Origin of the sequence: Paenibacillus phyllosphaerae, from assembly GCF_014192105.1 — a bacterium.
Lineage (GTDB): Bacteria > Bacillota > Bacilli > Paenibacillales > Paenibacillaceae > Paenibacillus_Z > Paenibacillus_Z phyllosphaerae.
The window spans coordinates 303,803-318,101 of record NZ_JACHXK010000005.1 but is presented as its reverse complement, the minus strand read 5'-3'; the positions used below and the strand labels follow the sequence as shown (position 1 = coordinate 318,101).

Below are 14,299 nucleotides of genomic sequence, written 5' to 3'. Positions count from 1 at the left end.
TGGATGTTGTAGAAATGTGCGGCGACAATTTTGACAGGATGTCTAATGTAAAATAGGCACGCGATCACTATAGTTAGCATATGGTATGTGAACTAATATAACACAATGAATGTTGGTTGATAGGTGGAAAATCACCGTTTCGCACAAAAATCAGCTGTTTATCGGATGAGTTTTTAGAAAATTGAGATTATAGGTCAGGTTATCTTACATATTTTCATTCGGGGAGGGATGGGCTTGAACGAATGGAACATTGACGCCGATCGTGTGGAGGCGCGCATCAACGAACTTGCGGAGATCGGCAAGATCAGCGACACCGGCGTCTGCCGACTGGCGCTGTCGCCGGAGGATCTGGAGGCGGTGCTTGTCGTGAAAGGGTGGATGGAGGAAGCGGGCATGACCGCCCGCATCGATGCGTTCGGCAATCTGATCGGACGCCTCGAAGGGCGCCTTCCGCATCTGCCTGTCGTCATGCTCGGCTCCCATATCGATACCCAGCCGTATGCCGGACGGTTCGACGGGATTATCGGCGTCATCGGCGCGATCGAGGTCGTGCAGACGCTGGCCGATCAAGGCATCGTTCCGGATGCGCCGATCGAGGTGGCCGCCTTCTGCGATGAAGAGGGATGCCGGTTCAACAAAGGCTTGTTCGGCGTTCGCGGGATCCTCGGCCGATTGGAGGAAGGAGAGCTGGAACGCGCGGACAAGAACGGCGTGACGCGGCGCGAAGCGCTGATCGCCTTCGGCGGCGATCCGGCGAAGTTCGCCGAATCCGAGTATAAACCCGGCCAAGTCGGAACGTTCCTGGAGCTTCATATCGAGCAAGGACCGGTCCTCGAATCGCTGGGCAGTCCCGTAGGCCTGGTCACCGGCATCTCGGGGCCGCTCTGGTGGACGATTGATCTGCACGGGTTCGCCGGCCATGCGGGCTCGGTGCCGATGAAGCTGCGGCGCGATGCGCTTGCGGGGGCGGCGCGGATCATTACGGGGCTGCAGACGCTCGCAGCCAGCGATCCGGACGCGCCGACGGTCGGGACGGTCGGTTCGCTCCAAGTGTTCCCGGACTCCCGGAACATTATCCCGGAGCATGTGCGCTTTACCATCGACCTGCGGGACATCGATCTGGCCCGCCGCGACCGGCTGGAGCAGCAGCTGCGGGCGATCATCGACGATGCGGCGATGGAGAACGGGCTCACCTACGAGATCCGCGAGGATACGAACAGCGAGCCGCGGTATTGCGCGGAGCGGATTAAGGATGCGATTCGCGCTTCGGCGGCAGAGGTTGAGGTCGAGCTGCCGGAGCTGATGAGCGGGCCGTTCCACGATTCCTTGGCCATGTCGCACTACTGCGATTACGGCATGATTTTCGTCCGCTGCGAAGCGGGGATCAGCCATAATCCGAAGGAGTTCTCGAGCAAGGCAGACATTGCGCTCGGCACCGAGCTCTTGTATCGCAGCGCGCTCCGGCTGTGCAAGGCGGAATCGTCCGCTTCGGCCGCGGGGAAGGCCTAGACTCACCCAAGCATCATTACGATCAGGAGGGATTACGATGGAACAACGTATACCGCTGCGAAGCCTCGCGCCGGAGCTGCTGGCACGCAATTTCGCGGAAGCCGAGCCAGGCCTGACCCCGAAGGCGGCGGTCGAGGAATCGAACCGCTGCCTCTACTGCTACGATGCGCCTTGTATTAAGGCTTGCCCGACCGGCATCAATATTCCTTCCTTCATTAAAAGGATCGCGACTTCCAATCTGAAAGGGGCCGCGACGGCGATCATGGACGCGAATCCGGTCGGCGCGAGCTGCTCGCGCGTCTGTCCGACCGAGATTCTGTGCGAGGGGGCCTGCGTGCTGAACGATGCGTCGGAGCCGATCATGATCGGCAAGTTGCAGCGCTATGCCACGGACTGGGCGATCCAGAACGGTAGGCCGCTGTTCAAAGCGGGGACGCCGAATGGCCGCAAGGTCGCCATCGTCGGCGGTGGGCCTGCCGGATTATCGGCCGCGCGGGAGCTGGCGCGGGACGGATTCGCCGTCACGATCTATGAAGCGAAGCCGCTGGCTGGCGGACTCGACACCCACGGTATCGTGTCGTTCCGTCTGCCGCAGTCGGTCTCGCTATGGGAAGTCGAGCAGGTGGAGAAGCTCGGCGTGACGATCCGCACCGGCGTGAAGGTCGGGACGGACGTTCCCGTGTCCGACCTGATGGATAACTTCGACGCCGTCGTGCTCGCGGCCGGTATGGGGTATGTGCCGCCGCTCGGCATAGAAGGCGAGTTCCTGGACGGCGTCTATGACGCGATTCAGCTCGTGGAGGGCACGAAGTCCGACGAGCTGCCGATACTGGCGCTCTCCGGCGCGCGAGTTGCCGTCATCGGCGCGGGCAACACCGCGATCGACGCGGCTACCTGTTCCGTTCGTCTCGGCGCGGAGAACGTGAAGATCGTCTACCGCCGGACGAAAGACGAGATGACGGCGTACGATTTTGAATACGAATTCGCCAAGCAGGAGGGCGTAGAGTTCAGCTGGCTGACCGCCCCGAGCCGGATTATCGGCGACGAGAACGGCAAGGTGATGCACCTGGAGTGTGTGCGGATGCAGCTGACCGAGCCGGGCGCGGATGGGCGCCGGACGCCGGTGCCGATCGAAGGCTCGGAGTTCCTGATGCCGGTCGATGCGATCGTGACGGCGATCGGCCAGAAGCGTCGTACCGGCCTGATCGAGATGTTCGGCCTTGCGCATAACCGCGGGGTCGTGCAGATCGATACGGCCACGCACGTGACGTCGAATCCGAAAGTGTACGCCGCGGGCGATATCGTGTTCGGCGCCGGCCAAGGCGAAGCGATGGTGGTGTCGGCCGCGGAGCAGGGCAAGCGGTGCGCCCATGCGATTCGCGAACATTTTGCGTCTGCTGCCGATGATGAATCCGGGCCGGAGCAAGTGGCGATCTAGGCGACGGAGCGTCCGGATTGAAACGCGCTATACAAGCCTTTATGAAGCGGATTGGTTGGTATTCCTAGTCTTGCGACCGTGAACGCCAACCAATCCGCTGCGCTTCTCGCCTCAACATCAACCTCATGGAAAGGGATGGTCCTATGGCAGACTTGACGATTAATTTGGCAGGGATTAAGGCACCGAACCCATTCTGGCTGGCGTCCGCGCCCCCGACGAATACCGGTTACCAGGTGCAACGGGCCTTCGAAGCGGGCTGGGGCGGCGCGGTGTGGAAGACGCTTGGCGAGCCGATCATTAATACATCCTCCCGATTCGCGGCCGTCCACTTCAACGGACAGCGCGTGGCCGGATTCAACAATATCGAACTCATTACGGACCGTCCGCTCGAGGTGAACCTGAAGGAGATCTATGAGACGAAGAAGCGGTTCCCGAATCATGCGGTCGTCGCCTCGCTCATGGTCGAGCCGAAGCGGGAGAAGTGGCATGAGATCGTCAAGCGCGTCGAGGATGTCGGCGTCGACGGGTTGGAGTTGAACTTCGGCTGTCCGCACGGGATGGCCGAGCGCGGCATGGGCGCGGCTTCGGGCCAACAGCCGGATCTCGTCGAGAAGCAGACGATGTGGGCGAAGGAAGCGGCGAAGACGCCGGTCATCGTGAAGCTGACGCCGAACATTACGGACATTACCGTGACCGCACGGCATGCGGTAATGGGCGGCGCGGACGCGATCAGCATGATCAATACGATCAACTCGCTGGCGGGCGTCGATATCCATTCGTGGAACACGATTCCGCACGTCGGCGGCAAAGGTGCGCACGGCGGCTACTGCGGACCGGCTGTGAAACCGATCGCGCTCAACATGGTCGCGGAATGCGCGCGCCATCCGGAGATCGGCGTGCCGATCTCGGGAATCGGCGGCATCTCCACTTGGCAGGACGCCGTCGAGTTTATGCTCATGGGCGCCAGCGGCGTGCAGATCTGCACGGCTGCCATGCACCACGGCTTCCGGATCGTCGAAGAGATGATCGACGGTCTCAATAACTATTTGGACGAGAAAGGCATCGAGTCGGTTATGGAGCTGGTGGGCAAATCCGTGCAGCGCTACTCCAACTGGGGCGACCTCGATCTCAACTATAAAGTGGTGGCGCGGATCAATACCGACACGTGCATTAACTGCAATAAGTGCCATATCGCATGCGAAGATACGTCGCATCAATGCATCGATATGCTGACCGGGGCAAGCGGCAATTATCTCGAAGTGCGCGAAGAGGACTGCGTCGGCTGTAACTTATGCTCAATCGTCTGTCCGGTCGATGGGGCGATCGAGATGGTCGAGATCGCAAGCGATTTGAATCCGATGAGCTGGAACGACCGTCAGCGGACGCTGGCGAGGCTGAATGCCGGGCAAACCGAGATGGAGGTGGTATGAGCATGAAGAAGCTCATTAAGAACGGAACGATCGTGACGGCTGCCGATACGTTCTTCGGGGATATTCTGATCGACGATGGCGTCATTGTCATGATCGGCGTCGATCTGGTCGCGCAGGGGGCCGAGATTATCGATGCCTCCGGCCACTTCGTGTTCCCCGGCGGGATCGATCCGCACACCCATCTGGATATGCCCTTCGGCGGCACGGTGACGAAGGACGACTTCGAGAGCGGCACGATCGCGGCAGCGTTCGGCGGCACGACGACGGTGATCGATTTCTGCCTGACGAATAAGTCCGAACCGCTCAGCAATGCGGTAGCCGCATGGCATGCCAAGGCCAAAGGGAAGTCTGTCATCGACTATGGCTTCCATCTGATGGTCGGCGACGTGAACGACGACGTGCTGTTCGAGCTGCCGAAGATTATCGAAGAAGAAGGCATTACTTCATTAAAGGTGTTCATGGCGTACAAGAACGTCTTCCAAGCGGATGACGGCACGCTGTTCCGGACGCTGCAGATGGCCAAGGAGCAGGGCGCGCTCGTCATGGTGCATGCCGAGAACGGCGATGTCATCGCCTATCTGATCGACAAGGCGCTCGAAGAGGGCAATACCGATCCGATCTACCACGCGCTGACGCGGCCTTCCGTGCTGGAAGGCGAGGCTACGGGGCGGGCGGCCAACTTGACGGAGCTTGCCGATTCCCAGCTGTATGTCGTGCACGTTACCTGTACGGAAGCGGTGGAGAAGATCGCCGAGGCGCGTCGCAAAGGCTTAAGGGTGTACGGCGAGACGTGCCCGCAATATTTGACGCTCGACGTGTCATATCTGGAGAAGCCTGACTTCGAGGGAGCGAAATATGTCTGGTCGCCGCCGCTCCGAGAGAAATGGCACCAGGAGGTGCTGTGGAACGCGCTCTGGAACGGCTCCTTGCAGACGGTCGGGTCCGACCAATGCTCGTTCGACTTCAAGGGGCAGAAGGATCTCGGCTTGGGCGACTTCTCGAAGATCCCGAACGGCGGGCCGACGATCGAGGACCGGTTCTCCATTCTGTACTCGGAAGGCGTGGAGAAGGGGCGGATCTCGATCAATAAGTTCGTCGATGTCATCTCGACTTCCAGCGCCAAGCTGTTCGGCCTGTTCCCGAAGAAAGGGACGATCGCGATCGGCAGCGACGCGGACATCGTCATCTTCGATCCGACGGTGGAGCGCACGTTGTCGGCGGAGACGCATCATATGAAGGTGGATTACAACGCCTTCGAGGGCATGGCGGTCAAAGGCGAGCCGGTATCGGTGCTCGTGCGCGGCGAATTCATCGTCCGCGACAAAGCGTTCGTCGGCACGCCGGGCCACGGCCAGTACCTGCACCGCAAACGGTTCGAGCAGCCGCTGAAGCTGCCGGTGAAGGAATCGCCAACGCTCGGAGGTGTATCGTAATGGCTGCTTTTGACGAGTACATGCGCGAGAAGGAATCGATCGACGAGCTGCTGGCGAGCGGGTATCGGATAACGGCCATTCGCGAGGATCTCGACGGGGCCGCCGTGCTGTTCAAGCGGGCGGGTACTCCGGCGGAGGTATCGGAGCTGCAGCTGCTGACCGCCGATGCGCGGAAGTATGTCGTGACGCTGCTGTTCGCGGCGCTGCAGGAGACGGCCTCGGCTTCCGAGCCGGCGTGAATGGGCGAGCGAGCAGGATAGAGCCGCGTGACATGAAGCATAGCGAGGCGAAGGGGCACCGGTGACGGTGCTCTTTTTTGATGAAATATAAGCGTTATCAGCTGCGCCCTTATCCATCAGCTTCTATATCTAAGGAATGAAACGCGCCTGCATCATCAAAGACGGCGTCAGTGAAATAAGCTGGAGCGACTGGACTCGGTATATGAGAGTGACAGGGTAACCGCAGAAGTATGAGGTACAGACGCGGTTAACATCATTTCGCTCTCACAGATAGTTTCAGCAGATCAATTTGTGCTACAATCAGGCGAAAGTCGAGTGTCAGGTTGAAGGAAAGAGGCGATGATATGCAAATCTTGATTGTGCTTGGAAGCATGCTAATGATGGCGGCTGTCGCGATGGGGGCATTCGGAGCCCATGCTCTGAAAGGGAAAATGAGTGCAGATAAACAGAAGGTGTATGAGACAGCCGTATTGTATCACATCATCCATGCATTGGGCATTATTGTCATTGGTCTGCTGGGCGGTCAATATCCGGAGAATGGCATGATCGAAGCAGCAGGCTGGTTGATGGTGGCGGGGATTGTCTTGTTCTCCGGAAGCTTATATGTATTAAGTTTGAAGAGGGCACGGTTGCTTGGCCCTATTACGCCGCTGGGCGGACTGTCGTTCATTGCAGGCTGGCTGCTTGTCGCACTTGGCGTCCTCTAATTGCAGTGATTGTTCAAAGTAATGAGGTGAAGGAGCATCGGCGACGATGCTCCTTTCGGTATCTCTACATGACTTAGCCGAATAATTGATACAACCCCGGTACGTTTTTTTAGGAAATCCTTCGCTAATTTCGTTAACCTATGGTCCTGTATCAATTCGATAATTAAATGAAGATATAGACCTGAACCTCCCTTTTTGGGAAGTGGGACTCGGACCCTGACTGGAGCCTTCTTGGGCAGCAAGATGCCAAGCTAATTTAAAGGGATATGTTTACGGATCAGCACCTTCTGAGTATGTCCGATGAACAGTTAAATGAGATCAAGTTGGTCCTCCAGCGTCCTAAGTTCAGTAAATACGTTAATGCTAATGAAGTTGCGGAAATAAACCCGTATCGATGGATAAAAATATGGACTCCAATGGCATTAATCAAATTTGTATACGGAATTGAGTGATAATTGAAAAATCTTCAAACGATCTAAAGCACAGGAGTTTAATAACAGCGGCGGCCTAAGACTCTTTCAAGTCTTGGGCCGCCGCTGTTTCCATTTAGGTCAGTTACCTATTTATCTTTAACAGTCTGGCATTTCTCATTTTAACCAGCGTAACGGGTACCGGATGCGAGGTGGTGTAAGCGGACGAAATAGCGTTAAAAGTGCGGCTATATAAGATGAACAAAAGAAACGAACAGATGTAGCGGAGTAAGAGAGATGAATCGTAGAAGCGCTAGCGTTCGCCTTTGTTCTCGGATATCTCCCTCACACTATCCAAACAGGATATCCGAGAACAACAGCGATCGTAGATCATCACTCTTTCGAAGTGGAATCTTTGTTCGGATCTTAAGTTCAGTCTATATAAATAATGAATTATAGCACACGTCGAAAAAAATACATGGCGAATACACTTCGACCATTGCCCCAGCCGGCCCCTCATGTAGGCAAACTTTAGAACCTAGGTGGGGAAACTTAAGATTGCTGTGATACCCCTCCCCAAACCTTAAGAAATTAAACATCTTCCCCTAAGTTCGCGCATTGTAAGGGCTACCATTGTCGAGCGATAATAGGAACATAAATCGATCAAGGGGGATTATACAAGTGATCAAACAATCCAACCTCATCAAGCTGGTTCTTGTCGGCGTGCTGGCAGCAAGCTTGACCGCATGTGGAAGCAACAACAACGGCGGCGGCAACACCGAAAGCGATACATCCACCAACGCGAATACGAATACGAACACCAACACGGGCGGCAATGCGCCGGCGGAAGAAGAGAAACTCGAAGACGTAACGATTACGTTCCAGAATATCTATCCGGACCCGACCGATCCGAAGAACGGCATGCTGAAGAAAATCGTAGCCGACTACGAAGCCGCGCATCCGAACGTGAAGATCGAGCTGGACTCCCTTAATACGGACCAACAGAAGCTGAAGCTGAAGACGCAAGCGGCTTCCAAAGAAGTGCCGGACATCACGATCGTGAACCCGGCCGCCCAAATGCAGCCGTTCGTCGAAGCGGGCCTCTTCGCTCCGCTGAACGACATGGTTGAGCAGAATGGCTTGAAAGATACGTTCACGCCGGGCATCCTCGACTGGTACACATTCGACAACAACCTGTACGCCCTGCCGGACGGCAACAACATCGGCGTCGTGTACTACAATAAAGAACTGTTCGAGCAAGCCGGCGCGAAGGTGCCAACGACGTTCGAAGAGATGGTCGATACGGTTAAATTGCTGAAATCCAAAGGCATCCAGCCAATGGCGATCGGCGAGAAAGACACTTGGACCGGCTCGTTCCTGTTCATGAACGTATTGCTCCGCACGAACGGCGGCCCAGGCTTCCTGGCTGACGTAGCGGCTGGCACGAAGACATTCGAAGATCCTGCTTTCGTGGAAGCGGTAGACGCGTTCCAAAGCCTGGTTCAAGCCGGCGCATTCCAAGAAGGTGCAACAAGCTTCGACTACAACGCGGGCGAGAACATCTTCAAAACAGGCAAAGCGGCGATGTACTACATGGGCAGCTGGGCAACCGGCGGCATCGAGACTTCCTCCGTTAACGGCAAAGTCGGCGTATTCAAGTTCCCTACCGTAAACGGTAAAGGCAACGCGGATGAGTTCATGCTCGCGCCGGGTTCCGCATTCGCGATCTCCGCGAACAGCAAGCACCTGCAAGAAACGAAGGACTTCCTGAACTACTTCATGCTGAACTTCCCGAAAGAAGCGTTCGCGGTTAAAGGCGCGGTCGGTCTGGCGCAAATCGTAGAAGGCGACTTCAAAGCGGCCGGCTACTCCGACATGGCGATGGAAGTGCTCGACCTGTTCAAGCAAGTGAAAGGCGGCGACCTGTCGTTCGACAACACGATGAACCCTGGTACGTCCCAAGGCCACTTGACTAGCATCCAGAACCTGTTCGTACAGAAGAAGGATTCCGCAGAAGTGGCGAAAGAACACCAATCCGCTTACGAAACCAACAAACAATAGAGAAAAGATGAAGGGTGCAAGGGGTCTGCCGTAAGTTGCAGGACGGCCCCTCGCCCCTTTTTTCTACAATGGATAGGGAGATGATTCCATGAATGTCTTGCGGGTGTCCAAATGGACGATTGCCGCTTTTGTGCTCCCCTGCTTGATACTGTACGTAGGTCTGGTGTTCGTACCGATTCTCGTATCCGTCTACAGCGGATTGCTCGATTGGAACGGCATCGGCACTTCGAAGTTCGTCGGCCTCGACAATTTCAAGACGCTGTTGTTCGATGACCCGGTGTTCTGGCCGTCGGTCAGAAGAACCCTCATGTTCGCGGTATTCTCGATGGCGGAGATTCCGGTTGCCTTGTTCGTGGCGATGCTGCTCAGCCGCTTCGTGAAAAAACCGAATTTTCTCGTATCGGCCTACTTCATGCCGGTTATTCTCTCGGTCGTCATTATCGGCCAACTGTGGAAGACGATCTACAATCCGGCCGCAATGGGCGGCATGCTGAACCAGGTGCTCGACCAGATCGGTCTTAGCAGCTGGACGCATTCCTGGCTGACGGATCCGAGCGTCGCGATGTACTCGCTCTATTTCGTCGCACTATGGCAATACCTTGGCTACCATACGCTCATTCAGTTTACCGGCATCCAGAACATTCCGGCCGACGTGTACGAGGCTGCGAAGATCGATGGTGCGGAAGGGCTGAAGGCGGACTGGTATATTACCTTCCCTATGAATATTCCGATTTTCAAAATATCGATCGTCCTGGCGTTCATCGGCTCGCTGCAAGCCTTCGACATGGTTATGGTCATGACGGGCGGCGGTCCCGCGCACGCAACCGACGTCATCTCGACGCACATGTACAACATGTCGTTCCTGTCCATGAAATACGGCTATGGCAGTGCGATCGCCACGTTCCTGGTCGCGCTTTGTCTCATCGCAACCGTCGTCATCAACTTCGTCTTCAATCGCCTTGAGCGCAAGTATACGTAAGAGAGGAGGAGCACATTCATGAGTCAATCTATCCCTGCTGCAGTAGTGAAGCCCGTCGTTCAGACCGGCAAGCGCAAGTTCTCGGTGGCCAAGATCATCGTCTTCATCTTCTTCGGCGTCTTGCTCGTCACCCAGCTCTATCCGCTCCTCTGGCTCTTGATCTACTCGCTCAAGAGCAATGAGGAGATTCTATCCGGCTCCTTCTTCTCCTTGCCGAGCAAGTGGCAATGGGTCAACTATTCGGACGCGATAGAGTCCGGCAACTATTACAAATATTTGGGCAACAGCGTCTTCGTTACGCTGACGGTCATGGTGCTCGTCCTGCTGCTCGCGTCGCTCGTCTCGTTCGCGATCAGCCGCTTCCGCTGGAAGTACGGCCAGGCCGTGCTCGTCCTGTTCCTGATCGGGATGATGATTCCGATGCAGGCGACGCTGCTGCCGCTCATGATCATGTTCAAGCATATGCACATCCTGAATACCCGCTGGGCGATGATCCTGCCTTATGTCGCCTTCCAGACGCCGATCGCGGTGTTCATTATGAGCGGGTTCATGAAGACGATCCCGCATGAGCTCGAAGAGTCTGCCGTCGTCGACGGCGCGGGCATTCTGCGGATCTTCTGGAACGTCATTCTGCCTATATCCGTCCCGCCGATGATGACGGTCTGCATCCTCACGTTCATCAACATCTGGAACGAGTACATTCTGGCCGCTACCTTCATCTCGAAGGAAAGCCTGAAGACGCTGCCGTTCGGGGTATACAGCTTCGTCAGCCAATATTCGGTCAACTACGGAGCGATCGGGGCGTTCCTGGTGCTCGGCGCATTGCCGGTCATTATCGTCTACTTCCTATTGGCTGACAAAATTACCAAGGGAATGGTGGCAGGCGCGGTAAAAGGTTAGTCCAACTTGTATCCCACCTATGCTACAATAGGAGGCACAAGCGGATCATTCTATGGGAGAGGGAGTGCAACACGAAATTGGCACGGTCACGCGGCAGACATTCGATCTATAACCGGCTGTTTCTGCTCTTCCTTTCCTGTATGACGATCCTCATCGTGGTGGTCAGTTTCCTCTATTATAAGAAGACAACGGATATCATTCATACCAAGATCAGCGATATGGCCGAGAAGAACATCTCCCAGACCGTTGGTCTTTTTGACCTTTTGCTCGAGGGCTATGACAGCGTCACCAAGTCGCTCAACAGCAACTACGAGCTGCTTCGTCTGATTGAAGCGCGGGAGAAGGTGCAGGACCCCGCGGTCAGCGTCATCGACGAGCGTTCGATTACCAATATTCTCGGCGCCGTCTACTATTCGCGCGACGATATTATCGGGATTCACGTCATCACCAATTCCGGCAAAATGTACAACTACGAGAAGCGGTACGTCGGCGTCATCGATATGAATTACACGAACGCGGATTGGTACAACAAGCTGCGCAGCTCCACCGGCGAGATGGTCTGGCTCGGGCTGTTCAATAACTCGGTCATGAATACGGTGCAGGATGGCCCGGTCTTCGTGTTCGGCCGGCAGCTGTACGATCTGACGACGTATAAGAAAGTCGGGATCGTCTTCATCGAGACGAACCCGAAGCCGATCTTGTCCGCCTTGTCGAACGTGACGATCAGTCCGAACAGCCAAGTGTATATCGTCGACGAACAGGATCGCGTCGTCGCTTCCACCGGCAATCAGGAGGCATCGGCGATGCCTTCGTTCAATGGCCTTCCGCGCCCGAAGAACAACAAGATCGTCGTCGATAACCGGACCGATCAGCTCATCGTCTCGGCCAAGGCGGCGATGGCGGGCTGGACGGTGTTCGGGCTGACGCCCAAGAAGGACATCAATGCGGAACTCGAAGGGACGCGGCAGTATTTGCTTATCGTCATCGGCGCGCTCATCCTGCTCTCGATTGCGATCGCCTCCTTGGTGTCCCGCACGATTGCTTCTCCGCTCAAGCTGCTCATCCGGGAGATGAAGCAGGTGGAGATGGGGAACTTCAAGGGCGCGGTGAACGTCAAGTCGTTCGACGAGATCAACTCGCTCGTCGCCTCCTTTAACCGCATGGTCCATCGGATGGATGAGCTGATCGAAGGCATTACGCTCGCCTCCATCAGCGAGAAGAATGCGGAGCTGCAGGCGCTGCAGTCGCAGGTCAATCCGCATTTTCTGTACAACACGCTCGACATGATCTATTGGATGCTCGATGAGCGGGAGAACGACCGGCTCGGCCGCGTCATCCTCGCGCTGTCCCATATGTTCCGCTACAGCAGCGATTGGCAGGAGGCATCCCGCACGACGCTGCGGCAGGAGCTCGATCAGATGCGGCACTACATGACGATCATCGAGAGCCGGCTGGAGGGCCGCGTCAGTACGGCCATTCAGGTCGATGACCAGTGGTTGGATGCGGTTATGCCGAAGATGACGATTCAACCGATCATCGAGAATGCGGTGAAGAGCGGGCTGGAGCCGCTCGGCCGCCCCGGCAAGCTGCGCGTCTATACGGAAGCGGATGAGACGGAGCTGCGCATCGTCATTGCCGACGATGGAATTGGAATGGACGAAGAGAAGCTGGCTTATCTGCGTTCCTGCCTGCTCGAAGGCAAGCAGGAGTCCCAGCGGACCGAACTGCAGACGGCCGGGCATCAAGGCCGCAAGGGGATCGGGCTGCCCAATGTTCACCGCCGCATAGCACTTATGTACGGGGAGCGTTACGGGCTTCGGATCGACAGCAAGCAAGGGGAGGGCACGACGGTTATCATCGTGATGCCGCTTCCGTAAATCGGTGAAGGCTAGAAAGGTGGAATGAAAGACGTGGACATTCTAATCGTTGACGATGAAACGGTCATTCGCGAAGGAATCATGCGGACGCTGCATAATCGCTTTCCGGATTATAGGCTGCATCTGGCGAGCAACCCGGAAGAGGCGGCAGCCTTGCTGCGGCAGCATCGCATCCATATCGTGCTGACGGATATCCTGATGCCGGGCATGACCGGTCTGGAGCTGATGAGTCTGTCCACCAAGCTCTACCCGCATGTGAAGTGGGTCGTCATCTCGGCCTATTCCGAGTTCGCGTACGCGCAGGAGGCGGTGCGGCTTGGCGCGAAGGATTATCTGCTCAAGCCAATCGGCAAGGATATGCTGGTGGCGATGATCGAGAAGCTCGGCGCGGAGGTGGCGCAGGAGAATGAGCAGACGGAGGAAGCCGAGCTATTGCGCCGAGGACGCAAGTTCCTGCGCGAGGCCGTATTCCAACGCTGGGCGTCGGGACTCGACATCGGCGGGCTGGATCTCCATTCGTTCATGGAGAGCTATCCGCACTTCCAGCTGCTCATGGTGAAGATGGAGAGCGACAAAGTCGTCCATCTGGAACATTTTATTATCGAGAACGTCCTTGGCGAGCTGATCGAGCGATACGGCCAAGGCTTCGTCACGACCTATGACGGCAAAAGCCTGATTGGCCTGGTGAAGCTTCGGGAAGGGGCGCAGCTGACCAGTCTGACCGATGAACTGCGCAGCCACCTGGGCCGCTACTTGAAGGTGCCGTTCCAGATGATGCATACGGAGCGGATTACCGAGCTCCAGCATGTGCCCGCAGAGGTGCAGCGGATGCGTCAGGCTTCCTCGACGCAGGTGTATGAGCAGATGGCCAGCGGCAGCGACCGGGCGATCGAGGTTGCGCTTCAATATATGAAGGCCAATTACCATACGGACCTGTCGCTCGAGAAGGTGGCGTCCGTCGTCTACCTCAATCCGGTCTACTTCAGCCAGCTGTTCAAGCAGAAGACCGGCTCCGGATTCAAAGAGTACGTTATCGCGCTGCGTCTGGAGCAAGCCAAGCAGCTGCTCATGAATCCGAAGCTGAAGCTCGCCGAGGTGTGCGAGCGGATCGGCTACCAGGACATGCGCCATTTCTCGCAGGTGTTCCGCAAGAAATATGCCGTCACGCCGTCGGAGTACCGCCAGGCGCACAGCGTGCAGGCCGCAGAATCTTAAATCCGGCGAAGGAAGCCGCCTATACATGCCGCCGATAGAGCGATCTATCGGCGGCTTTTTCATTGCTAAGCTCAATGTTCCACTCCTATACGTAGCTTGTA

Annotated in this window: 11 protein-coding genes; all 11 read left to right on the top strand. The window is 56.6% G+C overall.

All coding sequences use genetic code 11. From position 1 onward, the window contains the following. The first annotated feature begins 228 nt into the window (after positions 1-228). The 11 genes from FHS18_RS13855 (at position 229) to FHS18_RS13805 (ending at position 14,198) form a co-directional block, all read left to right on the top strand. Positions 229-1,509, top strand: a complete 1,281-nt coding sequence (locus FHS18_RS13855) for a M20 family metallo-hydrolase (RefSeq protein ID WP_183600655.1) — start codon at positions 229-231, stop codon at positions 1,507-1,509. Positions 1,510-1,546: 37 nt separating this feature from the next. Further along, positions 1,547-2,947, top strand: coding sequence for an NAD(P)-dependent oxidoreductase (locus FHS18_RS13850; protein WP_183600654.1), 1,401 nt, complete (start codon positions 1,547-1,549; stop codon positions 2,945-2,947). 143 nt (positions 2,948-3,090) lie between these two features. Then, the gene (gene preA, locus FHS18_RS13845; RefSeq protein WP_183600653.1) at positions 3,091-4,377 is read left to right on the top strand and encodes an NAD-dependent dihydropyrimidine dehydrogenase subunit PreA; all 1,287 of its coding nucleotides are present in this window, start codon (positions 3,091-3,093) and stop codon (positions 4,375-4,377) included. A 2-nt stretch (positions 4,378-4,379) separates the two neighbouring features. Then, positions 4,380-5,810, top strand: a complete 1,431-nt coding sequence (gene hydA / locus FHS18_RS13840) for a dihydropyrimidinase (RefSeq protein ID WP_183600652.1) — start codon at positions 4,380-4,382, stop codon at positions 5,808-5,810. Next, positions 5,810-6,049 (top strand): hypothetical protein, encoded by a 240-nt coding sequence (locus FHS18_RS13835; protein ID WP_183600651.1) that lies wholly within the window; start codon positions 5,810-5,812, stop codon positions 6,047-6,049. Before hydA ends, FHS18_RS13835 begins: the two co-directional genes overlap by 1 nt. A 344-nt stretch (positions 6,050-6,393) precedes the next feature. After that, a complete protein-coding gene (locus FHS18_RS13830) occupies positions 6,394-6,756 on the top strand; it encodes a DUF423 domain-containing protein (RefSeq protein WP_183600650.1) in 363 nt (120 codons plus the stop codon). A 1,091-nt stretch (positions 6,757-7,847) separates the two neighbouring features. After that, positions 7,848-9,227 carry an extracellular solute-binding protein gene (locus FHS18_RS13825; RefSeq protein WP_183600649.1) on the top strand — a complete coding sequence of 460 codons (1,380 nt, stop codon included), beginning with the start codon at positions 7,848-7,850 and terminating at the stop codon, positions 9,225-9,227. Between the two features lie 88 nt (positions 9,228-9,315). Next, the gene (locus FHS18_RS13820; protein WP_183600648.1) at positions 9,316-10,206 is read left to right on the top strand and encodes a carbohydrate ABC transporter permease; all 891 of its coding nucleotides are present in this window, start codon (positions 9,316-9,318) and stop codon (positions 10,204-10,206) included. Between the two features lie 18 nt (positions 10,207-10,224). Beyond that, positions 10,225-11,106 carry a carbohydrate ABC transporter permease gene (locus FHS18_RS13815; RefSeq protein ID WP_183600647.1) on the top strand — a complete coding sequence of 294 codons (882 nt, stop codon included), beginning with the start codon at positions 10,225-10,227 and terminating at the stop codon, positions 11,104-11,106. A 77-nt stretch (positions 11,107-11,183) separates the two neighbouring features. Further along, positions 11,184-12,983, top strand: a complete 1,800-nt coding sequence (locus FHS18_RS13810) for a sensor histidine kinase (protein WP_409348557.1) — start codon at positions 11,184-11,186, stop codon at positions 12,981-12,983. Between the two features lie 33 nt (positions 12,984-13,016). After that, the gene (locus tag FHS18_RS13805) at positions 13,017-14,198 is read left to right on the top strand and encodes a response regulator (RefSeq protein WP_183600646.1); all 1,182 of its coding nucleotides are present in this window, start codon (positions 13,017-13,019) and stop codon (positions 14,196-14,198) included. The last annotated feature ends 101 nt before the right edge of the window (positions 14,199-14,299 follow it).

Bases quoted from the DNA above. Each gene is read 5' to 3' on its own strand.
- FHS18_RS13855 (WP_183600655.1), top strand. From the start codon at position 229: ATGGGCTTGAACGAATGGAACATTGACGCCGATCGTGTGGAGGCGCGC.
- FHS18_RS13850 (WP_183600654.1), top strand. From the start codon at position 1,547: ATGGAACAACGTATACCGCTGCGAAGCCTCGCGCCGGAGCTGCTGGCA.
- preA (WP_183600653.1), top strand. From the start codon at position 3,091: ATGGCAGACTTGACGATTAATTTGGCAGGGATTAAGGCACCGAACCCA.
- hydA (WP_183600652.1), top strand. From the start codon at position 4,380: ATGAAGAAGCTCATTAAGAACGGAACGATCGTGACGGCTGCCGATACG.
- FHS18_RS13835 (WP_183600651.1), top strand. From the start codon at position 5,810: ATGGCTGCTTTTGACGAGTACATGCGCGAGAAGGAATCGATCGACGAG.
- FHS18_RS13830 (WP_183600650.1), top strand. From the start codon at position 6,394: ATGCAAATCTTGATTGTGCTTGGAAGCATGCTAATGATGGCGGCTGTC.
- FHS18_RS13820 (WP_183600648.1), top strand. From the start codon at position 9,316: ATGAATGTCTTGCGGGTGTCCAAATGGACGATTGCCGCTTTTGTGCTC.
- FHS18_RS13815 (WP_183600647.1), top strand. From the start codon at position 10,225: ATGAGTCAATCTATCCCTGCTGCAGTAGTGAAGCCCGTCGTTCAGACC.